Origin of the sequence: Mesorhizobium kowhaii (genome assembly GCF_003253745.1) — a bacterium.
GTDB lineage: Bacteria > Pseudomonadota > Alphaproteobacteria > Rhizobiales > Rhizobiaceae > Mesorhizobium > Mesorhizobium kowhaii.
This window is the reverse complement of record NZ_MZXV01000055.1, coordinates 112,028-137,594: the sequence shown is the minus strand read 5'-3', so window position 1 is coordinate 137,594 and position 25,567 is coordinate 112,028. Positions and strand designations below refer to the sequence as shown.

At 61.7% G+C, this 25,567-nt stretch carries 23 protein-coding genes and 3 pseudogenes; 23 read left to right on the top strand and 3 right to left on the bottom strand.

Going from position 1 to position 25,567, the window contains the following annotated elements; translation table 11 throughout:
* Positions 1 to 152: 152 nt before the first annotated feature.
* Positions 153 to 995: pseudogene (locus B5V02_RS25485) on the bottom strand (ISNCY family transposase); the annotation flags it as partial.
* Between the two features lie 253 nt (positions 996 to 1,248).
* Here B5V02_RS25485 and B5V02_RS25480 point away from each other — a divergent pair.
* The 12 genes from B5V02_RS25480 (at position 1,249) to B5V02_RS25425 (ending at position 13,143) form a co-directional block, all read left to right on the top strand.
* Positions 1,249 to 3,273: a conjugal transfer protein TraG gene (locus tag B5V02_RS25480; protein ID WP_111546814.1), complete on the top strand. Its 2,025-nt coding sequence runs from the start codon at positions 1,249 to 1,251 to the stop codon at positions 3,271 to 3,273.
* Positions 3,274 to 3,391: 118 nt separating this feature from the next.
* Positions 3,392 to 3,805 carry a CopG family transcriptional regulator gene (locus B5V02_RS25475; protein WP_111546813.1) on the top strand — a complete coding sequence of 138 codons (414 nt, stop codon included), beginning with the start codon at positions 3,392 to 3,394 and terminating at the stop codon, positions 3,803 to 3,805.
* On the top strand, positions 3,802 to 4,770 hold the full coding sequence (trbB, locus tag B5V02_RS25470; RefSeq protein ID WP_111546812.1) for a P-type conjugative transfer ATPase TrbB: 969 nt from the start codon (positions 3,802 to 3,804) through the stop codon (positions 4,768 to 4,770). Before B5V02_RS25475 ends, trbB begins: the two co-directional genes overlap by 4 nt.
* 11 nt (positions 4,771 to 4,781) lie before the next feature.
* Positions 4,782 to 5,090, top strand: coding sequence for a TrbC/VirB2 family type IV secretion system protein (locus B5V02_RS25465; RefSeq protein ID WP_111546811.1), 309 nt, complete (start codon positions 4,782 to 4,784; stop codon positions 5,088 to 5,090).
* On the top strand, positions 5,090 to 5,362 hold the full coding sequence (locus B5V02_RS25460) for a VirB3 family type IV secretion system protein (protein WP_111546810.1): 273 nt from the start codon (positions 5,090 to 5,092) through the stop codon (positions 5,360 to 5,362). Before B5V02_RS25465 ends, B5V02_RS25460 begins: the two co-directional genes overlap by 1 nt.
* Complete coding sequence (trbE, locus tag B5V02_RS25455; protein WP_111546809.1) at positions 5,356 to 7,806, top strand: conjugal transfer protein TrbE; 2,451 nt, start codon at positions 5,356 to 5,358, stop codon at positions 7,804 to 7,806. Before B5V02_RS25460 ends, trbE begins: the two co-directional genes overlap by 7 nt.
* Positions 7,803 to 8,528: a P-type conjugative transfer protein TrbJ gene (trbJ, locus tag B5V02_RS25450; protein WP_111546808.1), complete on the top strand. Its 726-nt coding sequence runs from the start codon at positions 7,803 to 7,805 to the stop codon at positions 8,526 to 8,528. The genes trbE and trbJ overlap by 4 nt, the downstream gene beginning before the upstream one ends.
* A gap of 33 nt (positions 8,529 to 8,561) precedes the next feature.
* A complete protein-coding gene (gene trbL / locus B5V02_RS25445; protein ID WP_111546807.1) occupies positions 8,562 to 9,884 on the top strand; it encodes a P-type conjugative transfer protein TrbL in 1,323 nt (440 codons plus the stop codon).
* Positions 9,885 to 10,616: a conjugal transfer protein TrbF gene (gene trbF / locus B5V02_RS25440; protein WP_111546806.1), complete on the top strand. Its 732-nt coding sequence runs from the start codon at positions 9,885 to 9,887 to the stop codon at positions 10,614 to 10,616.
* Positions 10,606 to 11,634, top strand: a complete 1,029-nt coding sequence (gene trbG, locus B5V02_RS25435; RefSeq protein ID WP_111546805.1) for a P-type conjugative transfer protein TrbG — start codon at positions 10,606 to 10,608, stop codon at positions 11,632 to 11,634. Before trbF ends, trbG begins: the two co-directional genes overlap by 11 nt.
* 13 nt (positions 11,635 to 11,647) lie before the next feature.
* On the top strand, positions 11,648 to 12,874 hold the full coding sequence (locus tag B5V02_RS25430) for a TraB/TrbI/VirB10 family type IV secretion system protein (RefSeq protein ID WP_111546804.1): 1,227 nt from the start codon (positions 11,648 to 11,650) through the stop codon (positions 12,872 to 12,874).
* Positions 12,875 to 12,876: 2 nt separating this feature from the next.
* On the top strand, positions 12,877 to 13,143 hold the full coding sequence (locus B5V02_RS25425) for a DUF2274 domain-containing protein (protein WP_111546803.1): 267 nt from the start codon (positions 12,877 to 12,879) through the stop codon (positions 13,141 to 13,143).
* 255 nt (positions 13,144 to 13,398) lie between these two features.
* On the opposite strand, the gene hemN is transcribed toward B5V02_RS25425, so the two are convergent.
* Positions 13,399 to 14,748, bottom strand: a complete 1,350-nt coding sequence (gene hemN, locus B5V02_RS25420; RefSeq protein ID WP_111546825.1) for an oxygen-independent coproporphyrinogen III oxidase — start codon at positions 14,746 to 14,748, stop codon at positions 13,399 to 13,401.
* Between the two features lie 157 nt (positions 14,749 to 14,905).
* Between hemN and B5V02_RS25415 the strand changes: the two genes are divergently transcribed.
* Positions 14,906 to 15,646: a Crp/Fnr family transcriptional regulator gene (locus B5V02_RS25415; protein WP_111546802.1), complete on the top strand. Its 741-nt coding sequence runs from the start codon at positions 14,906 to 14,908 to the stop codon at positions 15,644 to 15,646.
* Positions 15,647 to 15,753: 107 nt separating this feature from the next.
* Here B5V02_RS25415 and B5V02_RS25410 read toward each other — a convergent pair.
* Positions 15,754 to 16,002, bottom strand: a pseudogene (locus tag B5V02_RS25410) (hypothetical protein); the annotation flags it as partial.
* 324 nt (positions 16,003 to 16,326) lie between these two features.
* Here B5V02_RS25410 and ccoN point away from each other — a divergent pair.
* The 10 genes and pseudogenes from ccoN to B5V02_RS25360 all read left to right on the top strand — a co-directional run bounded on the left by ccoN (position 16,327) and on the right by B5V02_RS25360 (position 25,325).
* Complete coding sequence (gene ccoN / locus B5V02_RS25405; protein ID WP_111546801.1) at positions 16,327 to 17,958, top strand: cytochrome-c oxidase, cbb3-type subunit I; 1,632 nt, start codon at positions 16,327 to 16,329, stop codon at positions 17,956 to 17,958.
* A complete protein-coding gene (gene ccoO / locus B5V02_RS25400) occupies positions 17,949 to 18,680 on the top strand; it encodes a cytochrome-c oxidase, cbb3-type subunit II (RefSeq protein WP_111546800.1) in 732 nt (243 codons plus the stop codon). Before ccoN ends, ccoO begins: the two co-directional genes overlap by 10 nt.
* Before the next feature lie 11 nt (positions 18,681 to 18,691).
* Positions 18,692 to 18,841: a cbb3-type cytochrome c oxidase subunit 3 gene (locus B5V02_RS25395; RefSeq protein ID WP_111546799.1), complete on the top strand. Its 150-nt coding sequence runs from the start codon at positions 18,692 to 18,694 to the stop codon at positions 18,839 to 18,841.
* A gap of 2 nt (positions 18,842 to 18,843) precedes the next feature.
* Positions 18,844 to 19,707, top strand: coding sequence for a cytochrome-c oxidase, cbb3-type subunit III (ccoP, locus tag B5V02_RS25390; RefSeq protein WP_111546798.1), 864 nt, complete (start codon positions 18,844 to 18,846; stop codon positions 19,705 to 19,707).
* Positions 19,708 to 19,914: 207 nt separating this feature from the next.
* Positions 19,915 to 21,471: a cytochrome c oxidase accessory protein CcoG gene (ccoG, locus tag B5V02_RS25385; RefSeq protein WP_111546797.1), complete on the top strand. Its 1,557-nt coding sequence runs from the start codon at positions 19,915 to 19,917 to the stop codon at positions 21,469 to 21,471.
* On the top strand, positions 21,468 to 21,965 hold the full coding sequence (locus B5V02_RS25380) for a FixH family protein (RefSeq protein WP_111546796.1): 498 nt from the start codon (positions 21,468 to 21,470) through the stop codon (positions 21,963 to 21,965). Before ccoG ends, B5V02_RS25380 begins: the two co-directional genes overlap by 4 nt.
* Positions 21,962 to 24,247, top strand: coding sequence for a heavy metal translocating P-type ATPase (locus tag B5V02_RS25375; RefSeq protein ID WP_111546795.1), 2,286 nt, complete (start codon positions 21,962 to 21,964; stop codon positions 24,245 to 24,247). Before B5V02_RS25380 ends, B5V02_RS25375 begins: the two co-directional genes overlap by 4 nt.
* Positions 24,244 to 24,399: a cbb3-type cytochrome oxidase assembly protein CcoS gene (gene ccoS, locus B5V02_RS25370; protein ID WP_111546794.1), complete on the top strand. Its 156-nt coding sequence runs from the start codon at positions 24,244 to 24,246 to the stop codon at positions 24,397 to 24,399. Before B5V02_RS25375 ends, ccoS begins: the two co-directional genes overlap by 4 nt.
* Positions 24,335 to 24,954: pseudogene (locus B5V02_RS25365) on the top strand (EAL domain-containing protein). Before ccoS ends, B5V02_RS25365 begins: the two are co-directional and overlap by 65 nt.
* On the top strand, positions 24,951 to 25,325 hold the full coding sequence (locus B5V02_RS25360; protein ID WP_146606152.1) for a hypothetical protein: 375 nt from the start codon (positions 24,951 to 24,953) through the stop codon (positions 25,323 to 25,325). Before B5V02_RS25365 ends, B5V02_RS25360 begins: the two are co-directional and overlap by 4 nt.
* Positions 25,326 to 25,567 lie beyond the last annotated feature (242 nt).

Sequence of the window (25,567 nt, the reverse complement as noted above, 5' to 3'; positions counted from 1 at the left end):
CTCCATCAGATGCTTGGGCCCGGCGTCAGGTCGTGAGCCCGTATTTCCATCTTATCGGGGAACAGCCACCTTCCAAGGATATGATTGGTTCTCTGGGCGACACGCTCCCGCGATTACCCCATGTGGAACGGACGAACTCGCGAATCTGGTTAGGCATTGGCCGCTTCGATCGTACTGATGTCGCGCAGGCGCAGTTCCTTCACAAGCCGGTCCTGGAGCGTTTGGTTGGCGCGCTCGACGCGACCCTTGGCCTGTGGGGTGTTGGCACAGATGATATCGATGTTGAGTTCATAAAGAGCCCGGCCGAACTGTGTCAGGCCGCTGCTTCTATCCTTCTCGGAACCATGGGTCGCTCGGAAAATGCCATGCTTGTCGCTGTAAAACGCAAGTGGCTTGCCCCATTCCCGCAGATACGCCTTTGCCGCATGAAAGTAGTCGAACGTGTTCTCGGAGCCGGCAAAGCGCAGATGAAGCAGCTTGCCGGTCGCATCGTCGATGAAGACGAGCAGGGCGCATTTGGGTCCACGGTTCTCGAACCACCAGTGATGCGAGCCGTCGATCTGCACCATCTCGCCCAAGCAGTCTCGTCGCCCGCGCGGCGGATGCAGCCGCTGCTTGCGTTCACGGCGCGACGTCCAGATTCCAGCCTCCGTCATCCACTTGCGGAGCGTCTCCTTGCTGACCGCGAGCTGATGCCGTTCGATCAGCTTCTCTCGGGCAAGCGTTGGACCGAAGTCGATGTAGTGTTCGCGAATCAGCTGAAGCACGAAGTCGCGAACACCATCGACAATGCGATTGTTGGAACACCGGCCACGCGCCTTGTGCCGGAGAGCCGCAGCGCCATCCGCTTGGAACGTCTTCAACAGCCGCTGGACCTGACGAACTGAAACGTCGAGCAGGTTTGCCGCTGCAACGCCTGTCATTCGCTGCTCAATAACCTTCGACAGAACCTCGATACGCCGCAGCTCGCGTTCGCTCCTCAGAACCAGTCCCAATCTGCAATCTCCCGCGCTCTCGAACGCGGGGAGATTGGCAAGGCAGGAGCGACATTCCTACTTTGCCAGATCCGGACATTTTAACTTAGCTGCTACAAATAAAAGTCGCATAATTGGCTGTCCGGAACTGCCGGACGGACGACCATTTAAATAGCAGGGCGTTCATCGCACCCCATCGTATGTAGGGCGCATTCCGGTTTCCGCCGTGCAGCGCCATGCTTGATCCACCTGTCCAGAACAGTGGAGCGAGCCAGTGACACCCACGAAGCTGCTAATTGGGCAGATCGCCGTTGTGTTTGCGATCGTCCTCCTTGGCGTGTGGGCTGCGACACAATGGTGCGCCCACATGCTTGGCCATCAGGCGCCGCTCGGCGCGCCCTGGTTCATCGCCTCCGGCTGGCCAATCTACAAGCCGTGGAAACTGTTTGAATGGTGGTTCCATTTCGACGCGTATGCACCTGAGGTCTTCGACAAGGCTGGCGCGCTTGCCGGCGCCAGCGGGTTCATGGGCTGTGCTGCCGCGATCGGCGGCTCCGTCTGGCGCGCGCGACAACGCGGGTTGGTGACCACCTACGGCTCCTCAAGATGGGCAGCCGTACGGGAGATCGAGAAGGCAGAACTGTTTCGGCCCGCAGGCGTTTTCCTCGGCACGCTCAAGGACCGGTATCTACGACACGACGGGCCAGAACACGTCATGGCCTTTGCTCCAACGCGTTCCGGCAAGGGTGTAGGCCTGGTTGTTCCAACTCTTCTTTCCTGGATAGGCTCGGCTGTTGTTCACGATATCAAGGGAGAGAACTGGCAGCTGACTTCCGGCTGGCGGTCGAAATTCTCGTACTGTCTTTTGTTCAATCCGACCGATCCGAGATCAGCGCGGTATAACCCGTTGCTTGAGGTACGCAGGGGCCTGAACGAGGTTCGCGACGTCCAGAATATCGCAGACATTCTGGTCGATCCGGAGGGTGCGCTGGAACGACGGAATCATTGGGAGAAAACCAGTCATTCACTTCTGGTCGGCGCTATTTTGCATGTGCTCTACGCCGAAGAGGAAAAGACGCTTGCCCGCGTCGCCACCTTCCTGTCCGATCCGCAGCGCTCATTTGCAGCAACGCTGCAGCGAATGATGACAACCAACCACCTGGGCGCGGCGGATAAGCCCCAAGTCCATCCGGTCGTAGCTTCAGCCGCGCGTGAGGTGCTGAACAAGTCGGAGAATGAGCGTTCGGGCGTTCTTTCGACAGCCATGTCGTTTCTCGGGCTCTATCGAGATCCGACGGTAGCGGCTGCAACATCGGGCTGCGACTGGCGCATCGCTGACCTCATGGATGCCGAGCGACCCATCTCGCTCTATCTGGTCGTGCCGCCATCCGACATCTCGCGCACCAAGCCTTTGGTGCGACTAATCCTGAACCAGATCGGCCGGCGGCTGACGGAGCGCCTGGAGGGTGATCCAAAGAAGAGCCGAAAGCATCAGCTTCTCATGATGCTGGACGAATTCCCGGCACTCGGGCGCCTTGATTTCTTCGAGACCGCACTCGCCTTTATGGCTGGTTACGGCATCCGCGCCTATCTGATCGCGCAATCCCTGAATCAGACCTCGAAAGCCTATGGCGAGAACAACGCCATACTCGACAACTGCCATGTGCGGATTGCCTTCTCCTCCAATGACGAGCGTACGGCCAAGCGCATTTCAGACGCCCTCGGTACGGCGACGGAACTGAGGTCCATGCGCAACTACGCCGGTCATCGGCTCGCGCCATGGCTTTCGCATGTCATGGTGAGCCGCCAGGAGACCGCTCGCCCGCTCCTGACTCCGGGCGAGGTGATGCAACTGCCACCGACAGACGAACTCGTACTGGTTTCGGGGTTGCCGCCGATCCGCGCTAAGAAGCTGCGCTACTACCAGGATCAGAATTTCACCGAGCGAGTGCTGCCTTCGCCAGTGCTGCGCGACGGCGCCTACGGGGACTGCCCTGCGCCGCGCCAAGACGATTGGACTGGGCAGGTGCGCAGCGTCGACCGCCGTCTTGCCGCCGACGATGAAAGCGCCGGCGCGACAATCGAAGCCGAGGGTGGCGTCCAACAGCAGCGCCATCCCGGTTTGCCCGAAGAACAGACCGCCGTCACCCAGGAGCCCGATCAGGAAGATCTATTCAACCCCGCTGACGATGATAGCGAGACGGTCGCTGACAAGCGCGTGATGGATCGGATTTCCACCGCGGCACGCGCCTATGGCATCAACGAGGGCAGGGGCGACGACATCGTCCCCGGCTTCTGAAGGCTGCTCAATGGCAGAGCGCATCTCAGCGTAGATAACGGCCATAAGCGATTTCTGGCGTCTGGCCGATGCTTGTTCCCGCCGCCGGCGCAACGCCGGCCTGTCGAGAACAAGCCGCATGAAGCCCCACCGCATTCGTCATCAGTTTCTGCTCGAGCTTGGGCTGAGCGAGAAACTAGAAAACCTCAGCCGTGATCCATCGACCACCAAGTCCGCGGTCGTGGCGAAGGCGGTCGAGGCCTTCATCGAGCGGCGTGGCGAGAATGAGCTCGACCGCCGCTACGGCGTGAGGCTCGACCGTCTTTCCCGCGACCTCGCTCACGTTAGGCGCGATGCCGAGATGATCCTGGAGAGCCTGGCGCTCTTCATCCGCTTCTCGATCACGCTTCATGCCCACACGCCGGTTCCGGACAAAGCAACGCAGGCCATTGCCCAGGAGCGTTTCGACAAATTCGTCGAGCAGGTCGGCCGCCAGATCGCCTCCGGGAAACGGTCGCTCGGCAAGGAGAATGTCGTGGGAGGAGAAGGATGAGCTCTCATCCGGAGGCCGACCATCGCCGCCGTACCATGCTGCGCACCGCGATGGGGCCGGCGATCACCGAGGCCCTTGCCGATCCAGCCGTTATCGAAGTGATGGTCAATCCCGATGGTGCGCTGCGGCTCGACCGGTTGGGAGAAGGCCGAGTCGATACCGGTGTGCACATGCACCCTTCCGAGGCGGAACGCATCATCCGCCTCGTCGCCTCCCACGTGCGCGCCGAGGCGCATGCGGATAATCCGATCGTCAGCGCCGAACTGCCCTCGGGCGAGCGCTTCGAGGGGCTGTTGCCGCCGGTCGCACTGGCGCCATGCTTCGCCATCCGCAAGCCGGCGGCAAAACTCTACACGCTGGCCAACTATGTAGCCGACGGCATCATGCTGCCGCTGCAGGCCGATGCGCTGGCGAAGGCGGTACGCGAGCGGCGCAACATATTGGTCGCAGGCGGCACGTCCTCGGGCAAAACGACGCTCGCCAATGCGCTGCTGGCCGAAGTCGTCGAATGCGACGAGCGGGTGATCCTGATCGAAGACACACGCGAGCTGCAGTGCACTGCCAAGGACTGCGTTGCGCTTAGGACAAGACGGGGCTCGGTGACGCTTGCCGATCTCGTACGCTCGACGCTGCGGCTCAGGCCCGACCGCATCATCGTCGGCGAAGTCCGAGGGGCGGAAGCCCTCGACATGCTGAAGGCATGGAACACTGGCCACCCCGGTGGCATCGCCACGGTTCACGCCAATTCGGCGCGCTCCGCCCTCTACCGGATCGAGCAACTCGCCCAGGAAGCCGTCGTCACCGTTCCCCGCCGACTCATAGCCGATGCCATCGATCTGATCGTCTTCATCGCCGGGCGCGGATCCTCGCGCCGCATCGACGCGATCGCCGAGGTCACCGGTCTCGACGGCAGCGGCGATTACGCCGTCGCCCCGCTCACGCCTCCGCAACTCCAGCAGCTTTGAAAGGTCACCTCATGCGCAAGAAGCTTCGCTTTCTTTCGTCCACCGCGCTCGCGTTTCTTCTTACAGCCCAGGCTCACGCGGCCGGCTCCGGCATGCCGTGGGAACAACCGCTGCAGCAGATCCTGGAATCGGTGCAGGGACCGGTTGCCAAGATCGTCGCGGTGATCATCATCATCACCACCGGCCTGACGCTCGCCTTCGGCGACACTGCAGGCGGTTTCCGCCGGCTGATCCAGATCGTCTTCGGCCTGTCGATCGCCTTCGCGGCGTCGAGCTTCTTCCTCTCCTTCTTCTCCTTCGGCGGCGGGGCGCTCGTCTGATGGTCGCCGGAGAGCAGCATATCGAGGGCTTCGAGGTTCCCGTTCACCGGGCATTGACCGAGCCGATCCTGTTAGGCGGCGCACCGCGAGCGGTGGCGATCCTCAATGGCACGGTGGCCGCGGCAATAGGCCTTGGCCTGCAGCAGTGGATTGCCGGGCTGGCGCTCTGGATCGCCGGCCACACGCTCGCGGTCTTTGCCGCTCGCCGCGATCCGGACTTCGCCGGCGTGCTTGTCCGTCATCTTCGCCTGAAGGGGTGGCTCGCATGCTGAACCTTTCGGAATATCGCGGCAAAGCCGATCGGCTTGCCGATCATCTGCCCTGGGCCGCACTGGTCGCTCCGGGCATCGTGCTCAACAAGGACGGCAGCTTTCAACGGACTTTACAGTTCCGCGGCCCCGATCTGGAAAGCGCGACGGAGGCCGAACTTGTCGGCATCTGCGCGCGGGCAAACAATGCGCTGAGAAGGCTTGGCTCCGGCTGGGCATTGTTCTTCGAAGCCGAGCGCGTCGAAGCGCTGGGCTATCCGAATTCACACTTTCCCGACGCGGCGTCATGGCTGGTCGATGAAGAACGGCGTGCGGCCTTCGAGGGCCAGGTCGAGCACTTCGAGAGCCGCTATCACCTGACCTTGCTGTTCATGTCGCCGCCGGACAGCCAGGCGCGGGCGGAAAGCGCGCTCGTCGACTCTCATCATTCCGAAGGCGAACGAGACTGGCGCCAGGAGCTAGCGAGGTTCCGTGACGAGACCGACCGCGTCCTCGATCTTCTGTCGGGTTTTATGCCCGAAGTGCGCATGCTCGACGATGCCGAGACGCTGGCTTACCTGCACGGCACAATCTCCACCCGCCGCCATCCCGTCACCGTACCAGAAACGCCCATGTATCTGGACGGCATCCTGATAGATGCGCCGCTTACCGGTGGCTTGGAGCCGATGCTGGGTGAGCAGCATCTTCGCACGCTCACTATCCTCGGATTCCCGAACGTCACGCGGCCGGGAATTCTCGACGCACTCAACCACCGGGATTTCGCCTATCGCTGGATGGCGCGCTTCATTCCGCTCGACAAGACGGACGCCACCAAAACGCTGACGCGGTTCCGCCGGCAATGGTTTGCCAAGCGCAAATCGATCGCCGCGATCCTGCGCGAGGTTGTGACCAACGAACCCGTTCCGCTCGTTGATAGCGATGCCGACAACAAGGCACTCGATGCCGACGAAGCACTTCAGGCGTTAGGCGGCGATCATGTCGGCTTCGGCTATCTCACCACGACCGTGACGGTGTGGGACGAGGACCGCCAAGCCGCCGCCGAGAAACTTCGCGCGGTCGAGGGCATCGTCAACGGGCTCGGCTTCACCACAATCCGCGAAAGCGTCAACGCGGTCGAGGCATGGCTCGGCTCGTTGCCCGGCCATGTCTATGCCAATGTTCGCCAGCCGCTCATTCATACACTGAACCTTGCCCATCTGATGCCGCTGTCGTCGGCGTGGGCCGGTCCGTCGGAGAACGAGCATCTCGCCAAGGTCACCCGGGGAGTGGCACCTCCGCTTCTCTTCGTCGAGACCAGCGGGTCGACACCGTTTCGGCTTTCCACCCATGTCGAAGATGTCGGCCACATGCTGATCGTTGGACCGACCGGCGCCGGCAAGTCGGTGCTGCTTGCGCTGATCGCTCTTCAGTTCCGACGCTACGCCGGCGCGCAGGTCTATGTCTTCGACAAGGGCAATTCAGCCCGCGTGGCGACACTCGCCATGGGTGGAGAGCACCACGCGCTCGGCGCGGACGGGGCGCTTTCCTTCCAGCCGCTGCGCAACATCAACGACCAGGCTACCCGCAGTTGGGCGGCCGAATGGATCGCAGGCCTCATTGCCCATGAGAACGTCACCGTCACCCCTGAGGTAAAGGAGGCAATCTGGTCGGCACTGAGCAGCCTTTCCACCGCGCCGGCGCAGGAACGCACGCTGACCGGCCTTTCGGTCCTGCTTCAGTCCAATGCGCTGAAGTCCGCATTGATGCCGTACACGCTCGAGGGCCCGTTCGGCCGATTGCTCGACGCCGATGATGATCGGCTGGCCTTGTCGGATGTGCAGTGTTTCGAGACCGAAGAACTGACGCACAGCCAGGGCGCTCTCCTGCCTGTGCTCACCTATTTGTTCCATCGCCTCGAGGAGCGGTTCGACGGACGGCCGACACTGCTCATGCTCGACGAGGCGTGGGTCTATCTCGACAATCCGCTGTTTGCCGCCCGCATCCGCGAATGGCTGAAAGTGCTGCGCAAGAAGAATGTGTCGGTGATCTTCGCCACGCAGTCGCTTGCCGATATCGCGGGCTCTACAATCGCGCCCGCAATCATCGAGAGCTGCCCACAGCGCATCTTCCTTCCCAATGATCGTGCCGTGGAACCGCAGTCGAGAGCAGCCTACGAGAGCTTCGGTTTGAACGAGCGGCAGATCGAACTGGTCGCCCGCGCCACGCCGAAACGGCACTACTATCTGCAATCGGGCCGTGGAAACCGTCTGTTCGAGCTCGGGCTCGGCCCCATCACGCTCGCGTTTTGTGGTGCCTCCGATCCATCCACGCAGACCCTGATCGGCAACGTCCTGTCCAAGGACGGGCAGGGCAGCTTTGCCTCCCGCTTCCTGAGCGCGCGGGGCCTTAATTGGGCCGCCGAGCTTCTTCTGCAATTCCCTCAACCAGACAAGGAGCAATCATCATGATGGGACGCCGCCTTTTCACGAGCTTGGTCACCGTCTCTCTGATCGCCAAGCCGATGGCCGACTATGTTCAGCCAGCCTATGCCCTGATCGTCTTCGATCCGTCGAACTATACGCAGAACGTGCTCTCGGCGGCGCGCGCATTGGAACAGATCAACAACCAGATCCAGTCGCTGCAGAACCAGGCCACCATGCTACAGAACATGGCGCGCAACCTCCAGAGCCTGGATTTCTCTTCGGTGGGCCAGCTCACCGGTTCGCTCCAACGAATCGATGGTCTGATGGATCAGGCAAGTGGCCTAAGCTTCGATCTGAACCAGCTTCAGGACCAGTGGCGCCAGCAATATCCGGAAAGCTACGACGCCACGATCAAGGTCAGCGACCTAGCGAGCGCCGCGCGCGAACGTTGGCAGAGCGCCATGCAGGGGTTCCGCCAGACCATGGGTGTGCAATCCCAGATCGTCGGGAATGTCCGTGGCGACGGCGACCTGCTTGCTGATCTCGTCAACCGCAGCCAAGGCGCGGCTGGCGCGCTTGAAGCAAGCCAGACCACCAATCAGCTGATCGCGCTTTCGACCAAGCAGCAGATGCAGATTCAGACGCTGCTCGCGACGCAGTTTCGGGCTGAGGCTGAAGATGCCGCCCGAAAGGCGCAGTCCGAGGAAGCCGCCCGCCAGACGACGAAGCGCTTCCTGGGCACCGGTACAGCCTATCCCGGCAACTGATCACCAGTTCTCTACGACGAGAAAGGCGGCGGCATGAACGACCTTGGGGTCATCGATCGCTTCATGGAGACCTTCATCCGCTATATCGACAGCGGGTTCGGTCTGCTCTCGAGCGACGTCGCCTTCCTCACCACCACCCTGATCGGCATCGACATCACACTTGCGGGTCTCGCCTGGGCGCTTGGAGGCGAGCCCAACATTTTCGGCCGGCTCATCCGCAAGGTGCTCTATGTCGGCGTGTTCGCCTTCATTCTGAACAATTTCAAGAACCTCGCAGACATCATCTATCGGTCCTTTGCCGGTCTCGGCATCAACGCCTCCTCCGGCAATCTGTCCGCCGACAATCTCCTGCATCCTGGCCGCATTGCCGCGACCGGTTTCGAGGGCGCTTGGCCGCTGCTCGATCAGGCAAGCCAGCTTCTTGGCTTCCCGGAAATCTTCGGCAATGCGCTCACCATCTTCGTCCTGCTCGTGGCCTGGTTCCTGGTCATCATCGCCTTCTTCATTCTCTCGATCCAGCTCTTCATCACCATCCTAGAGTTCAAGCTCACCACACTGGCGGGCTTCACTCTAGTCCCTTTCGCGCTCTGGAACCGGTCGGCGTTTCTCGCTGAGCGTGTGCTCGGCAATGTGATCTCATCGGGCATAAAGGTGATGGTGCTCGCCGTCGTTGTTGGCATCGGCTCCACGCTCTTCGGCGAGTTCGCGTCCGCGCTGCAAGGCAAGGAGCCGGACTTGGCTGCCGCCATGTCTCAGGTGCTGGGAGCATTGGCGCTGCTTGGGCTCGGCATCTTTGGGCCTGGGATCGCCTCAGGGCTTGTTTCCGGCGCGCCGCAGCTTGGCGCGGGCGCTGCCCTCGGAACCACCACGGCGGCCGCCGGTTCAGCACTCGTTGCCGGAGGCGCTGCGTTTGCCGGTGCGCGCATGGCAGCTGGCGGCGGTCTAGCGGCAATCCGGGCCGGCACAGCCATGAGATCGGCTGCTTCCTCGGCATGGCAGATTGGGCGTGCAACCTCGCCCGACTCTGGCCTGCCCGGTGTTGCTGCTGGAATGCAGGGTGTGGCGGGTGCCGCCGGCGGCGCCGCGATGCGGGCAGCGCGATCTGCCACCGGAGCATTCGGACGCAGCGCCGATGCCGGTCGGGAAGCCGCTTGGATCGCGACTGGCGGTACGCCGACCGCGTCAATGGTCGGAGGTCCAGCCAGTACGGCCGCTAATGCCGCGCCGACATGGGCGAGGCGCTTGCGTTCCGAACAGACCGCTCGCGCGCATCGACACGCCGCCATGCAGGCAGTCCGTGATGGCGACAGGCCTGGAGGCAGCGCCAATCCCTCTCTCAATGACAAGGACGACTAGATGCTCTTCAAGCGACCCGTTCAACGTTACGGCAAAACACCCGAACCGGTTACGCCGTATCAGAAGGCCGCCCAGCTCTGGGACGAGCGGATCGGCTCATCTCGAGTACAGGCCCGCAACTGGCGGCTCATGGCCCTCGGCTGTCTGGCTTTGGCAACTGGACTCTCCGGCGGACTTGTATGGCAGTCGATGCAGAGCCGCGTCGTGCCTTACGTCGTTGAGGTCGATCGCTTCGGCGAGGCGCGCGCCGTTGCGCCGGCAATCCGGGACTACGAGCCCTCAGATGCCCAGATCGCATGGCACCTCGGTCGTTTCATCCAGAATGTTCGTTCCGTCTCCACCGATCCGGTGCTGGTGCGGCAGAACTGGCTGGTAGCCTATGATTTTGCCACAGATCGAGCAGCGATCTTTCTCAACGAATACGCCAAGTCGAACGACCCCTTTGGTCAGATCGGCACGCGTAGCGTGTCGGTGCAGGTGACTAGTGTGGTCAAGGCTTCTGACAGCTCGTTCCAGGTCAAATGGACCGAGCAGGTCTTTGAGCGCGGCAGCCTGGCCAGCACGACGCGCTGGACCGCGATCCTCACCATCGTGATCCGCCCGCCGAGCAATACCGATCAGCTTCGCAACAACCCGCTCGGCGTTTTCGTCAACGCCATCGACTGGTCGCGCGAGCTCGACAGTGCCGCGCCGACATCCGTTTCCCCGAAGGAGCCCGCCAATGACAAATAGAACGCCATTGTTCCGTGCCGTGCTGATCATGTCGACGTCGGCCGCCGTCCTCTCGGCTTGCGCGTCGAAGCCGGTGCCGCCACCTGAGATTTCCTACGACGCTGCTGAGTTCAAACCGGCGGCAGTTGAGAAGGCACCGGAAAACCCGGTCAGGATCGTCGAAGTTCCAAAGCCCTTGCCGCTACCCGGCCAGCTACAGCCCGCTCCGGGCAAAGCCGTCGAGGACAAACGCTCCCCTGAAGAACGTGTCGCGGATGCCAACAAGGCGGCGACACAGCAACCCACCAAGTATGGCTATATCAACGCGGTACAAGTCTATCCCTACACGGAAGGCGCGCTTTACCAACTTTACGCAGCACCCGAGCGCGTCGTCGACATCGCCCTGCAGCCAGGCGAGAAACTCTCATCCGTGTCGGCTGGCGACACAGTGCGTTGGGTGATTGGCGACACCGTCAGTGGTTCCGGCGACAACCAGCGAACCCATGTGCTGGTGAAGCCCTTCGCACCAGGGCTTGGCACAAATCTGGTCATCAGCACTGACCGGCGGACCTACCACCTGCAGCTTCAAAGCACGGAAAAGACCGCTATGGCGGCGATTTCCTGGACCTACAGCGAGGACCAGATCATCGCGCTTCGCCAGCGCAACACTCAGGCCGAGGCAGCCATGCCAGTAGCGTCGAACGTGGCGCTCGAGAATATTCGCTTCCGCTATTCGATTGCCGGCGACACACCGCCATGGAGGCCGACGCGCGCCTTCGACGATGGCAGTAAGGTCTATATCGAATTCCCGCGCCGCATCGATCAGGGCGAGGCACCGCCGCTCTTCGTCGTTGGTGCTGACGGGGACAGCCAGCTCGTCAATTACCGCATGCGCGGCAACTATTACATCGTCGATCGCCTCTTTGCCGCGGCCGAACTGCGGCTCGGCACCAAGCAGCAGCAAGTGGTGCGCATTACGAGGAATGACGGCCGGCAACTGCCACGGCGGATCCCACTTTTTGCGCGTTCCGGCAGGTGAGGGGGGGAAATTCATGACCGATACTTCCCGCTCCAATGCTCCGCCGAAACTCGATCCCGAGCAACTGCAGTTACGGGCCTCACCCCGTCGTGCGGTGCGGTTCAAGCGCGGCGTGATCATCACGATCGCTGCACTCGGATCGGGCGCCGTGCTCGGCGTCACCATGATCGCGCTTCAGGGACCGGCTCTGCGCATCAAGGAGCAGGCGGAAGAGCTTTACAACACGGGGCGCAAGCCAACCGCCGAGGGACTTGAAACGCTCCCCAAAGACTACTCCGGGATCAAACCGAAGGCGCTGGTGCTCGGCCCACCATTGCCAGGTGATCTCGGCCGGCCGATCCTCGAACGCCAACGCCAGCTCGGCATCGCGCCAGGGCACGAGGTTTCGGACGAGGAGCAGCGCCTTGCCCAGCAGGCGATCGAGGCACGCGAATCGAAAGTGTTTTTCCAGATCGAAAATCGACTCCGGCAGTCGGATGTCGCCGGCAGTGGGCACAGTGTGCAGCAGCCGTCTGAGGCACCGCTTCCGCAATCCGAGGCAGCACGGGCCTCGGCCTCAGTTGCGCCGGCCGAGGGCGACCAGAACAATCAACAACGCAAGCTCGATTTTGTCAGCCAGCGGAACACAAGCGGGACTTACAATCCGCATGCGCTGCAGACGCCGGCTTCGCCGTATCAGCTGATGGCCGGCAGCGTGATTGCAGCGAGCCTCATCACCGGCATCAATTCCGACTTGCCCGGCCTCGTCGTCGCACAGGTCACCGAGACCGTGCATGACACAGTCACTGGCAACACTTTGCTCATCCCGCAAGGTTCACGTCTGATCGGCACCTATGACAGCGTTGTCGCCTTTGGACAAAGGCGCGCGCTGCTGGTCTGGCAACGCATTCTGCTGCCCGACGGCTCGTCAATCGAAATCGACAATCTGCCCGCGACAGACACCGCCGGTTATGCTGGCCTTGAGGACAAGGTGGATTTCCACACCTGGCAGCTGATCAAGGGAGTTGCCTTAGCCACATTGCTAGGCGTCGGTACGGAATTGAGCCTCGGGGAAAACGAAAGCGATCTGGTCAAGGCAATCCGTGAATCCGCCCAGCAGAACGTCAGTCGGGCCGGACAGCGCATCACCGAAAAGAACCTCAATATTCAGCCCACGATCACGGTCCGCCCCGGTTGGCCGTTGCGCGTCGTCGTACACAAGGATCTCGTGCTGCGGCCGTATCCGATTGAACAGGAGTAGTCATGGCCAACCTGAAACTTGGAAAGCTTCCGGACCGGACCCCTTCGAAGATCACCATCACCGTCAGCGCCGACCTGAGCCAAGCACTCAAGGACTATGCGGCGCTTTACCGTCAGACCTACGGCGATTCTGAGTCGGTAGCTGAGCTCATCCCCTTCATGCTGGCCGGGTTTCTGGAAGGCGACCGAGGGTTTGCCAAAGCCAGAAAGGAAAGTTTGCCGGCCGCCAGCATGTCGGAGAAATCGCGACGCCAACCAGGGTCAGGTTAACCGAAGCATAGAGTTGGTCAATGGCGCGCATCGCCGTTCGTTTGGCAAGCGTGTTTAACTTTTCCGTACGCGAAAGTAGGAATTTGCCTTAGGGACGAGGTGGGGACGCCGGAAGGCACGACCGGACGATATCGTCGCCTATGGCCAGAGACCTTCGTATCTGGTCCGTGATGCGACGGTCGCCCATGAACGGTCAAAAACGTATCTCAATCGGTTCGCGATCGACTGAAAACGGTGACCGCTCGTCTGTGGTGCTCAGATTGCCACCGAGTGCCTTGCCGTTCCGCTTTCGAAATATTTGTCGAACTTGGCCGCGATGCTTCGGACGAAGGGGCGACGTTCAGCCGGCACCACGAAACTTTCGCCATCAAGTTCGAGCAATCGAAGGGGATCGTTTAGGGCCATGGAACTCGACTGAAGAAGGAGCCTCTGGCCGGCTGAGCCGAAGCGCTCCACCAGATCGATCGCCGAGAAGGCGAAATCGCACATCAGCCGCTCGATGATCCAGCCTCGGACGCGATCGTCGTCGGAGAGCACGATGCCGCGGACACCGGCCAGTCCGCCATCCGCAACCATGCGACCATACTCGGCGGTCGAAGGCATGTTCTGGGCATAGCCCTGGCGAAATTGGCTGATCGAAGATGGGCCAAGGCCAATCAAGGTTTCGGAGCGATCCTCGGTGTAGCCCTGGAAGTCCCGGCGCAAGGTTCCGGCGCGGGACGCGAGCGCCAGCGCATCGCCCGGTTTTGCGAAATGGTCGAGGCCGATTGCCTCATATCCCTTGTCCACGATCGCGCGCGCGGCGAGTTGCGATTGAGCAAACCGCTCCGCGGGACCGGGCAACCATGCCTCGTCGATCATCGTTTGATTTTTCTTGAACCAGGGCACGTGAGCGTAGCCGAACAGAGCCATCCTGTCCGGTTCCAGGGTCAGCGCCTGCGCTATTGTGGAACAGACGCTCTCCCTGGTCTGGTGCGGCAGGCCGTAGAGCAGATCGAGATTGATCGATTCAACGCCGCGCGAACGAACTCCGTCGACGACTGTTTTGGTCTGCAAAAAGCTTTGCTCGCGGTTGATCGCCTTTTGCACTTTCGAATCGAAATCCTGCACGCCGAGGCTCGCCCGCGTCATGCCGATTTCGGCGAGTGCATCCAGGCGTGCTTCATCCATGTCGTTGGGTTCGATTTCGACGCTGATTTTCGCGTCCGGAAGAAAATCGAAGCTGTCCCGCAAGACCGTGCCCAGTGCCACCATGTCCTCGGGCTTCAGCATCGTCGGCGAACCGCCACCGAAATGGACCGCCCGAACACGACCCTTGCCGCTGACAAGGCTGGCAATCGTCGCGATTTCCGTGCGCAGCGTGCGGAGATAAGCAGACACCGGCTCGTAGTGGCGCGTCTGCTTGGTATGGCACGCACAGAACCAGCAGAGTCTGTCGCAATAGGGGATGTGCAGATAGAGCGATATCTCGTCACCACTTTCGAGCGCCTCCAACCAGCCACGGTAAACGGCAGCATCGACGCCCGCATGGAAATGCGGCGCGGTCGGATAACTGGTATAGCGCGGGACGTTCTCGCCAAGTCTGGCAGCTAATTCCGGTCGCATGTCGTGGTCCACCGTGTTTTCGTCGCCGGACCTCTGGACGCATCGAAGAGCCAAAGCCCTGATTTCGGTCAACCTTCAGCACGGACAAACTGCCGCAAGGATTTCTCTGTCGTCGATTGCTATCCTACTGGCACTTGGGACCGGTAAAGCGAACGAAATGACAGTACGGCAGGACATTCACAGTTCCGGCATTCCCGTCCTTTGCCTGTCTTGCGAGGCACGGCATCGTGGCGTCTGCGGTGCGCTCAATCCAGACGAGTTGGTTGGGCTCGCCAAGACTTCGTCGCGACACAGAATCGAGCCAGGGGTCGAGCTGATCGGCGACGCCGAGGCCGTCGACAGCTATGCAAACGTGCTTTCAGGCGTGGTGAAGCTCACGAAGAGCCTTTCGGACGGCCGCCAGCAGATCGTCGGTCTCCAGTTCGCACCGGATTTTCTGGGACGGCCCTTCAAGGTGAAAAGCACGATCAACGCGGAAGCGGCAACAGCTGTCTCGCTATGTTCGTTTCCGAAGGCGGCCGTTGAACGGATGATGAAGGAATCGCCGGAACTCGAGCATCGCCTGCTCAAGCAGACGCTGAACGAACTCGACGAAGCACGCGAATGGATGGTGACGCTGGGGCGCAAGACCGCATCGGAAAAGGTGGCGAGCTTTCTCCTCATGATCGCCCGGAATATCGACCCCAATGTTGACCCGGCGGCCAGGTCGGCGTGCTTCGATCTGCCGCTGACGCGTGCCGACATCTCTGATTTCCTCGGACTTACGAACGAGACCGTGAGCCGCCAGCTGACGCGATTGCGGGCTGACGGCGTGATCCGGATCGAGAACAACCGCCATGTGACCGTGGACAGCATGAGCCGGCTGGAGCAGCGCTGCGGCGGCCGAGGCGCGCGGTAACCGCCCTTGGAATGAGACCTAAGCGCCGGGCCTACGTCGCTTATTCCGATCCGCGGCAGGACATGCTCGCGTTCGAACGCGATGTGTCGCCGCACGCCTTCGAAGAAGCCGCGTAGCATGAACCCGAAAGCTTCCGCAGTCTCTATCGGATCACCATGACCGATCGCCAGGAGCGTTTCGGTCACCTCGTCGGCGAAGCATTTATCCTCGACATGCTCGGCGCGCAACCGGCTGGTGGAGGCAAGATTGGCCTCGGCTGAGGTCAAGTACGCCTCATCCACGGGGAAAATGACCGTCTCGTCGAACCGATGGATGTCACGAAGCAGCGAACGACCGCGCTGGCTGTGCCAAGGCATTTGAAGCGATCGACGCTCGGCAAGGCATCGGCAATACTTTCCAGCGCGTCGCAGAGCCGCAGTTTTTCCCAATGGGCGCTTAATTACATCGCCCGGACCGCCTCCGCTCGGCCAGGCCCGGCGGACGCCGGACTTGTCCATTAGCGGGGCGGCCCGTGCTGCCTTTCCAAGTTCAATCGCCACCTTCTGATTGCACCGAGCTCGATCTGCCCGAAGCAAAATCGTGTGGCCCTGACATGGATCAGGGCGAGCAGGCCGCGGCTGAGGAATTAATGCACCGCGGATTTGGCGTCCGCGCATCGGAATCCGAGGTCGGGAAATGTCATGAAGTTCGGCACACAAATCGTCGCTTTGGGCCTTTTCGCGTTTGTGGCGCTGGTGGCCGCCGGCTTTGGCGTGGACGAGCCTTTTCGGCAGCATATGTGGGTGCTGTTGATCGTGCTGCTTGGCTTTCTCGGCATCCTTCTGCGCAACACGAGCTTCGCGGCGACGGCCCCCATCCACCCGTCCGCTTACATGGATGGGCCAATCCGCTATGGTGCTATCGCCACCATGTTCTGGGGTGTCGTTGGCATGCTGGTTGGTGTGGTCATCGCCCTGCAGCTTGCCTATCCGGATCTCAACATCGAGCCCTGGTTCAATTTCGGCCGCCTGCGGCCCCTGCACACGTCGGGCGTCGTTTTTGCTTTCGGCGGCAATGCGCTGCTTTGCACGTCCCTGTATGTCGTGCAGCGCACCTGTCGCGCGCGGCTGTTCGGCGGCGATCTCGCCTGGTTCGTGTTCTGGGGTTACCAGCTCTTCATCGTCATGGCCGCGACCGGCTATCTGCTCGGCATCACCGAGAGCCGCGAATACGCCGAACCTGAATGGTACGTGGACCTCTGGCTGACCATCGTGTGGGTCGCCTATCTCATCCTGTTCCTCGGCACGATCCTGAAGCGCAAGGAGCCGCATATCTACGTCGCCAACTGGTTCTACCTGTCCTTCATCGTGACCATCGCGATGCTGCATCTGATCAACAACCTGTCGATGCCCGTCTCGTTCTTGGGCTCGAAAAGTTACTCCGCCTTCTCCGGCGTCCAGGACGCCCTGACGCAATGGTGGTACGGCCACAACGCCGTCGGCTTCTTCCTCACCGCTGGCTTCCTCGGCATGATGTATTATTTCGTGCCCAAGCAGGCGAACCGGCCGGTCTATTCCTACCGCCTGTCGATCGTCCATTTCTGGGCGCTGATCTTCCTCTACATCTGGGCCGGGCCGCATCACCTGCATTACACTGCCTTGCCCGACTGGGCGCAGACGCTCGGCATGGCGTTTTCGATCATGCTCTGGATGCCGTCATGGGGCGGTATGATCAACGGTCTGATGACGTTGTCCGGTGCCTGGGACAAGCTGCGCACCGATCCGATCATCCGCATGATGGTGATGGCCATCGCCTTCTACGGCATGTCGACCTTCGAAGGCCCGATGATGTCGATCAAGGCGGTCAATTCGCTGTCGCACTACACGGATTGGACCATCGGCCATGTCCATTCCGGCGCGCTCGGCTGGGTAGGCATGATCTCGTTCGGCGCGATCTATTTCATGGTGCCGAAGCTGTGGAACCGTGAACGTCTCTATTCGCTGCGGCTGGTCACCTGGCACTTCTGGCTGGCGACCCTCGGGATCGTCGTCTACGCCGCGGCAATGTGGGTCTCCGGCATCATGCAGGGCCTGATGTGGCGCGAGTACGACGAGCAAGGCTTCCTGGTCTACTCCTTCGCCGAAACCGTCGCCGCCGTGCACCCCTATTATGTCATGCGCGCCATCGGCGGCGCCATGTACCTGTCCGGCACCCTGATCATGGCCTGGAACATCGCCATGACCATCCTCGGATACCAGCGCGAGCAGGATCCGATGCCGGGCTCCGTCCCCGCCCTCCGGCGTGCGCGATCAGGAGCCAGAAAATGGGCTTGATGGACAAACACGCGGTCATCGAGAAGAACGCCACGCTTCTTCTCGTTGGTTCCCTGCTGGTGGTGACGGTCGGCGGCATCGTCGAGATCGCACCGCTCTTCTATCTCGACAACACGATCGAGAAGGTCGAAGGCATGCGACCCTATTCGCCGCTGGAGCTCGCCGGGCGCAATATCTATGTGCGCGAGGGCTGCTACCTCTGCCACAGCCAGATGATCAGGCCGTTCCGCGACGAGGTCGAGCGCTACGGTCACTACAGCCTGGCGGCCGAGTCGATGTACGATCACCCTTTCCAATGGGGTTCGAAGCGCACAGGACCTGACCTCGCCCGGGTCGGCGACCGCTACTCGAACACATGGCATGTGCAGCATCTAGCCGATCCGCGCTCGGTGGTGCCGGAATCGATCATGCCGAGCTATGCGTTCCTGAAGGACACGTCGATCGAGGTGAAGGACTTCTCGACGCATCTGATCGCTAACAGGCGCGTAGGCGTCCCTTACTCCGATGACATGATCGCTCAGGCCAGTGCCGACCTGATGGCGCAGGCTGATCCCAATGCCGACACGTCCGGCCTGGAAAGCCGCTACCCCAAAGCCAAGATCGGTGACTTCGACGGCAACCCGCAGCAGGTCACCGAAATGGATGCCCTGGTCGCCTATCTGCAGATGCTCGGCACGCTGGTCGATTTCAAAAACTATGACGAAGCCGCCGGCTACCGCTGAGGAGAATGGCCATGGACTACAATCTGATGCGGAAATTCGCCGACAGCTGGGGCCTGCTCGCGATGGCGCTGTTCTTCATCGGATGCATTGCCTTTGCACTTCGTCCCGGCAGCCGCAGGCAAGCCGACGAAGCCGCCCGGATTCCCCTCAAGGACGATTGATCATGAGCGGCGAGCAAATCGATGAAATCTCTGGCGTCTCGACCACCGGCCACGAATGGGACGGCATCCGGGAGCTGAACAACCCGCTTCCGCGCTGGTGGGTCGTAACGTTCTACGTCACCATTGTCTGGGCAATCGGCTACACCATCGCCTATCCGGCATGGCCTCTGCTGCACTCGGCGACGAAGGGTGTGCTCGGCTATTCCAGCCGCAACGAGGTCAAGAACGAACTGACCGCGGCTGAAGCCGCCAAGGGCAAATATGTCGCGGCGGTGGAGTCGAAGACCGTTTCGGAGATTGCCGCGGACGATGCCTTGCGCGAATTCGCCGTCGCTGCCGGCGGCGCCGCCTTCAAGGTCAATTGCGTGCAGTGCCATGGCTCGGGCGCCCAAGGCTCAGCAGGCTTCCCAAACCTCAACGACGACGACTGGCTGTGGGGCGGCAAGACCGGGCAGATCCAGCAGACGATCACGCATGGCATCCGCTTCGCGACCGACCCCGACACGCGCCTGTCGGAAATGCCGGCCTTCGGTGACATCATAACTGCTGACCAGATCGCCCAGGTCAGTGCCTACGTCGCCAGCCTCTCCGGCAAGGTCAAGGACGCCAGTCTGATCGAGCCTGGCGCGAAGGTCTTTGCCGAAAATTGCGTGGCCTGTCATGGCGACAACGCAAAAGGCAATAAGGAGTTCGGCGCACCCGACCTGACCGACGCGATCTGGCTCTATGGATCGGGCGAGACAGCTATCGCCGCGCAGGTCCGCGCACCCAAGCACGGCGTCATGCCGGCCTGGATCGGTCGTCTTGGCGAAACCAAGGTCAAGGAGCTCGCGGTCTATGTCCATTCGCTTGGCGGCGGAGAATAGGAACGGAAGCCTATTCTCGGCCCCTCCCCGCCAAGCGACGAGGCCCGGCGCGCGCCGGGCCTCGACACATTCCCGGCAGGCTGGGATTGACCTGCACCAACGGCGCTGCCCGCCATTCGGAAAGCTTGCTCAACCTAGCACTCCGGACGTTAGCCAAAGCAGACGAGTCCGGCTGCACGCAATGTCATCGGCTGCGCGCGAGTGGAGATGCACGTGCTGGATAAAACGCAGATCGAAGCCGTAGCGGTCCACTCCGCCAAAACCCGCCAGCCGCTTTATGCCCCGCGCAAGAAGATCTTCCCGAAGCGCGCCTCGGGCAGCTTTCGCCGGTTCAAATGGCTGGTGATGGCGATTACACTGGGCATCTACTACCTGACGCCCTGGCTGCGGTGGGACCGGGGACCGTTTGCCCCGGACCAGGCCGTGCTGGTCGACCTTGCCAACCGCCGCTTCTATTTCTTCTTCATCGAAATCTGGCCGCAGGAATTCTACTATGTGGCCGGCCTTCTGGTCATGGCCGGCGTCGGTCTTTTCCTGGTCACATCCACTGTTGGCCGTGCCTGGTGCGGATATACATGCCCGCAGACCGTATGGGTCGATCTGTTTCTGGTCGTCGAGCGGGCCATCGAGGGCGACCGCAACGCGCGCATGAAGCTCGATGCCGGACCCTGGACCGCTCGCAAGCTCTCGTTGCGGGTATCGAAGCACGCCATCTGGCTGGTCATAGGTGCGGCGACCGGCGGTGCCTGGATCTTCTATTTCGCCGATGCGCCGACGTTGGCCGGCGAGCTCCTCACTGGCACCGCGGCACCTGTCGCCTACATCACCGTCGCCGTGCTGACGGCGACGACCTATACGCTCGGCGGGCTGATGCGCGAGCAGGTCTGCACCTATATGTGCCCGTGGCCGCGCATCCAGGCGGCCATGCTCGACGAGAGTTCGCTCACCGTCACCTACAATGACTGGCGCGGCGAACCGCGCTCACGCCACGCCAAGACGGTGCAAGCAGCAGGGCAGCCCGTAGGCGACTGCGTCGACTGCAATGCCTGCGTCGCGGTCTGCCCGATGGGGATCGACATTCGCGACGGCCAGCAGCTCGAATGCATCACCTGCGCGCTTTGCATCGACGCCTGCGACGGCGTCATGGACAAGCTCGGCAGGGAGCGCGGGCTGATCTCCTACGCAACGCTCTCCGACTACAACGCCAACATGATGCTGGCGACCGCGGGCGGATCCGGTTTAGTCAATCCGTCGCTCGTCAGGACCGCTGATGGCCAGTTCTCCGACAAGGTGGCCCATTTCCATATTCGCAAGATCTTTCGGCCCCGCACCTATGTCTACATGGGTTTGTGGTCGCTGATCGGCCTGGGCCTGCTCTATTCGCTGCTGACGCGCGACCGGCTCGAAGTCAACGTGCTGCATGACCGCAATCCGCAGTTCGTCACCCTGTCCGACGGTTCGATCCGCAACGGCTACACCGTCAAGCTGCTCAACATGATCCCCGAGCCAAGGACGATTGTCGTCACGATGCAGGGCTTGCAGGGCGCCGAGATGAGCGTGGTCGGCGACGACATCCCGGCAGGCCGTTCTTTCGCCATTCCGGTCGAACCCGACCGCCTGAAAATGCTCAAGGTCTTCGTGCGCCAGCCGGCGGATCAGATCCGCGGCACAGCGCAGACCTTCAAGTTCCGTGTCGAGGACAAGGCGAGTTTCGAGGCGGACGAATACACCGCCACGTTCAACGCACCGGAGACTGCCAAATGAGCGCCAGAACGCAAAAAAACCGCGAATTCACCGGCAGGCACATGCTGCTCACCATCCTTGCCTTCTTCGGCGTAGTGATCGCGGTCAACCTGACGATGGCCACGCTCGCCAACACGAGCTGGACCGGCCTTGTCGTCGAAAACACCTATGTGGCGAGCCAGCAATTCAACAAGAAGGCCGAGGAAGGGCGCGCGCAGGCAGCACTTGGCTGGACCGGCAAACTGACGATCACATGGGGCGAAGTTCGCTACAGCCTTACAGACCCCGCCGGCAAGCCGGTTCCCTTGCATGGCGTCAAGGTGCTGTTTCGTCATCCAGCCTATGAGGCAGAAGACAAATCCATCGTCCTGGCGCCTTCTGCGGATCAGGAGTTTGTGGGACAGCACACGCCAAAAGAGGGCGTCTGGATCATCGAAGTCGACGCCGATGCCGGCCTTGCAGAGCCCTATCGGGAAGTCCGGCGGGTCATGATTTCCCATGGAGCGCTGCAATGAGCTGTTGTGCACCGGGCGCTGAAATGGCGCTGGATATGGGCAGCACCACATCGGTCCTGCCGTCTAGCCAGGAAATCAAATTGGCCAGCCGATCGCTTGGCGATGATCTTCGGCAGACCGATCTTTCGGTGCCGAGCGTTCATTGCGCAGCTTGTATCCAGACGATCGAGACGGCGTTGGGAAAGCTCGATCGCGTCGAGAGCGCCCGCGTCAACCTGTCGACGAAACGGGTCTCGGTCCGCTGGCGCGGCGACGAGGTTCCACCGTTCGTCGCCGCGCTTGGACGGCTCGGCTACCAGGCGCATCTCTTCGCCCCCGAGGCTGAAGAAAAGGACAGGACGCTTTCGGAGTTGATCCGCGCCGTCGCGGTTGCCGGGTTCGCGGCGGGCAACATCATGCTGCTTTCGGTCTCTGTCTGGTCCGGTGCCGAAGGCGCTACCCGCGACCTGTTCCACTGGGTCTCGGCGCTTATCGCCATCCCTGCACTCGCCTTCGCCGGCGGCATCTTCTTCCGCTCGGCCTGGAATGCGTTGCGCCACGGCCGCATGAACATGGATGTGCCGATCGCGGTCGGGGTGGCGCTTGCCTACGCCATGAGCCTCTACGAAACGATCAATCATGGCGATCACGCTTATTTCGACGCGTCGGTATCGCTGCTGTTCTTCCTCTTGATCGGCCGCACGCTGGATCATGTCATGCGGGAGCGTGCCCGGACCGCCGTGAAAGGCCTGTCGCAGCTGGCGGCGCGTGGCGCCATGGTGCTGCGCGGCGACGGCGCCCGCGACTACCTGCCGGTTGGCGAGATCGAACCAGGCATGCTGCTGCTGATCGCAGCCGGCGAAAGGATCCCCGTCGACGGCAAGATCATTCAGGGGGCGTCGGATCTGGACTGCTCGTTGGTTTCCGGCGAGAGCACGCCCCGAAACGTGGCGCCAGGCGGACTCGTGCAGGCCGGTGTCCTCAATCTTACCGGCTCGCTGACGATCGAGGCGACAGCGGCCGCCAAGGAATCGTTCCTGGCGCAAATGGTTCGCCTGATGGAGGCCGCGGAGGGCGGGCAGGCGCACTATCGCCGGATCGCCGATCGCGTTTCGGCGTTCTATGCTCCGGTGGTTCATCTGACCGCCTTCGTGACGTTCCTTGGCTGGATGGCGGCGACTGGCGACTGGCACCGGGCGATAACCATCGCCATTGCCGTTCTCATTATCACATGCCCGTGCGCGCTCGGCCTCGCCGTGCCGATCGTGCAGGTGGTCGCCGCGCGGCGCCTGTTTGAGAACGGCATCATGGTCAAGGACGGTTCGGCCATGGAGCGCCTGGCAACGATTGATACAGCAGTGTTCGACAAGACCGGAACGCTCACCCTCGGCCAGCCCCGGCTGGTCAATGCGACCTCGATCGATCCGGCCATGCTGGCAATCGCCGCCGACATGGCCGCGCACTCGCGTCACCCGTTTTCAAAGGCCATAGCCGGTTTTGCCGCTGCTGGCGGGCAGCACAAATTCGATGCCGTCACCGAGCATCCGGGGTTTGGAATCGAAGCCACTGTCGCCGGAAGTATCTGGCGGCTGGGCCGGCGCGGATGGGCTGGATGGAAGGCCCGGACCGGCGGCGAAGGCAAACATGGCTACGGCGGGACGGTCCTGACGAAAGACGGGATCATTGTCGCGACCTTCGATTTCGAGGATGCGCTGCGTGCCGACGCCAGGGCGGCGACCGAGCGATTGAACGATGCTGGGGTGTCGGTGGAAATGCTGTCGGGCGATACAGCAGGCGCCTGTGGCGAAGTCGCGGAAATGCTAAACATCGACCGCTTTGTTCCGGCCCTGCTGCCGTCCGGCAAGGTTGAATGCATCGAAGCGCTGGCGAAATCCGGACACAAGGTTCTGATGGTTGGCGATGGGCTCAACGACACGCCTGCGCTGAGCGCAGCGCATGTCTCGATCGCTCCGGCCACCGCCGCCGACATTGGCCGCAACGCGGCGGACTTCGTGTTCCTGCGCGAAAGCCTTTTGGCAGTGCCCCTTGCCCTGGACGTCTCGCGGAGGGCTGGGCGGCTGATCCGGCAGAACATCGCCATCGCGATCGTCTACAACGCCGTCGCCGTGCCGATCGCCATTCTGGGGAACGTCACTCCACTGATCGCGGCGATCGCCATGTCCGCTTCGTCACTGCTTGTCATTGGAAATGCGCTGCGCCTGCAAGGCTTTGCACCCACCGAGGTGACGAGGGCTCCTTCGGCAACGCGCTCCGGCATTCGCGCATCAGTGCAGCCGTCATGACGACGCTCGTCTACCTCATACCGGTGGCACTGCTCCTGGGCGCGCTTGGGCTGTCCGGCTTTCTGTGGGCGTTGAGGAGTGGTCAATATGAGGATCTTGACGGGGCCGCTGAGCGGATCCTCATCGACCGGGACGACAAGCCGGAAAGCTGATTCAAGCGCGCTTATCGACGGCTTGGTGAAAGCTGACCGTCGTGATGTTCGTGTGGCGATGAATGTTTCACCGCGCGAACTGGAAGCCGGTGACATCGATGACATGATTCTGGAGGGTCTGGCGGCAAAAGGCCTCCCTGCAACGATGTTCGAAATCGAGATTACCGAGGAATCCCCGGTGGACCTGGACAGAGTGGATGAAAAGCTCGGACGGCTTTCACATGCCGGCATTTCCATCGCGCTCGATGACTTAGGCACCGGCTTTTCCACCTTGGCATCGCTCAAGGACAGTCGGATACGCAAGGTGAAAATAGACCAGGGCTTCATTCGCGGCTTAGCCAAGTCCCGAGAGGACCGGCTGCTTGTCAAAACGGTCATCGATCTTGGTAGGACGCTCGGGATCAGGTCATGGCCGAGGGCGTCGAAACGGAGGCAGATCGGCAAACTCTGCACAAGCTTGGCTGCAGAACCGCTCAGGGCTTCCTATTCTCCAAGGCGGTGCCTCTGAGCCAAGCGCTTGATTTGGCGCCAAAAGAGCACGCGAAGGAGTTGTGACCGCCACCCGCCATCGCTCACTGCATCGAGGAAGCGTCTGGCGATCTCGGCCGGCCGATCCTGGAACGCCAGCGGCAATTGGGGTTTTGGCGCCGGGTCCGAACAATGAGGATCAGGCAGAGGAAGCCGAACAGCAGCGCCGTGCCCAGCAGGCGATTGAAGCGCGTGAAGCCGGCGTCTTTCTCCAGCTAGCCAACAGCAGCACGACCACGACCGCTGCGAGCCCGTCCGCTCCGGCAACCGGACAGCCCGCTGTGGACGCCAAATGTTTGGTTCTCGACCCGGAGCGCGACCGGAACAACCAGCAGCGCAAGCTGGCGCTCGAAACAAAGCTAGGTCAGATCAAGGGTCGCATGCCGAGCAAGCCTTGATGTCGGTAACGCCAAGCACTTTGATTTTCGCGAAAGCATCGCAGCGATTGAACGGACCGTGCCAGGTGCCATTTCTGCTGGGACTCGCCGGCAAGGTGGCTTCCTTGTTTTGGCAAAAACCACAGTCTGCCCTGTGGACACGCCCGCGACCGAGCCTCTGGTTCTCGTAGATATAGTACTTCACGCAACTACACCCCCCATATGCAATCCGTTCATACAGCCTGGTGAGGCGACGACGCAAT

Coding starts and splice junctions, on each gene's coding strand:
- B5V02_RS25380 (WP_111546796.1), top strand. CDS start 21,468: ATGAGCGCCAGAACGCAAAAAAACCGCGAATTCACCGGCAGGCACATG.
- B5V02_RS25415 (WP_111546802.1), top strand. CDS start 14,906: ATGACAGTACGGCAGGACATTCACAGTTCCGGCATTCCCGTCCTTTGC.
- trbL (WP_111546807.1), top strand. CDS start 8,562: ATGAACGACCTTGGGGTCATCGATCGCTTCATGGAGACCTTCATCCGC.
- trbF (WP_111546806.1), top strand. CDS start 9,885: ATGCTCTTCAAGCGACCCGTTCAACGTTACGGCAAAACACCCGAACCG.
- ccoO (WP_111546800.1), top strand. CDS start 17,949: ATGGGCTTGATGGACAAACACGCGGTCATCGAGAAGAACGCCACGCTT.
- B5V02_RS25430 (WP_111546804.1), top strand. CDS start 11,648: ATGACCGATACTTCCCGCTCCAATGCTCCGCCGAAACTCGATCCCGAG.
- ccoG (WP_111546797.1), top strand. CDS start 19,915: ATGCACGTGCTGGATAAAACGCAGATCGAAGCCGTAGCGGTCCACTCC.
- B5V02_RS25460 (WP_111546810.1), top strand. CDS start 5,090: ATGGTCGCCGGAGAGCAGCATATCGAGGGCTTCGAGGTTCCCGTTCAC.
- ccoN (WP_111546801.1), top strand. CDS start 16,327: ATGAAGTTCGGCACACAAATCGTCGCTTTGGGCCTTTTCGCGTTTGTG.
- B5V02_RS25425 (WP_111546803.1), top strand. CDS start 12,877: ATGGCCAACCTGAAACTTGGAAAGCTTCCGGACCGGACCCCTTCGAAG.
- B5V02_RS25395 (WP_111546799.1), top strand. CDS start 18,692: ATGGACTACAATCTGATGCGGAAATTCGCCGACAGCTGGGGCCTGCTC.
- ccoP (WP_111546798.1), top strand. CDS start 18,844: ATGAGCGGCGAGCAAATCGATGAAATCTCTGGCGTCTCGACCACCGGC.
- B5V02_RS25465 (WP_111546811.1), top strand. CDS start 4,782: ATGCGCAAGAAGCTTCGCTTTCTTTCGTCCACCGCGCTCGCGTTTCTT.
- trbB (WP_111546812.1), top strand. CDS start 3,802: ATGAGCTCTCATCCGGAGGCCGACCATCGCCGCCGTACCATGCTGCGC.
- hemN (WP_111546825.1), bottom strand. CDS start 14,748: ATGCGACCGGAATTAGCTGCCAGACTTGGCGAGAACGTCCCGCGCTAT.
- trbG (WP_111546805.1), top strand. CDS start 10,606: ATGACAAATAGAACGCCATTGTTCCGTGCCGTGCTGATCATGTCGACG.
- B5V02_RS25475 (WP_111546813.1), top strand. CDS start 3,392: ATGAAGCCCCACCGCATTCGTCATCAGTTTCTGCTCGAGCTTGGGCTG.
- B5V02_RS25375 (WP_111546795.1), top strand. CDS start 21,962: ATGAGCTGTTGTGCACCGGGCGCTGAAATGGCGCTGGATATGGGCAGC.
- trbE (WP_111546809.1), top strand. CDS start 5,356: ATGCTGAACCTTTCGGAATATCGCGGCAAAGCCGATCGGCTTGCCGAT.
- trbJ (WP_111546808.1), top strand. CDS start 7,803: ATGATGGGACGCCGCCTTTTCACGAGCTTGGTCACCGTCTCTCTGATC.
- ccoS (WP_111546794.1), top strand. CDS start 24,244: ATGACGACGCTCGTCTACCTCATACCGGTGGCACTGCTCCTGGGCGCG.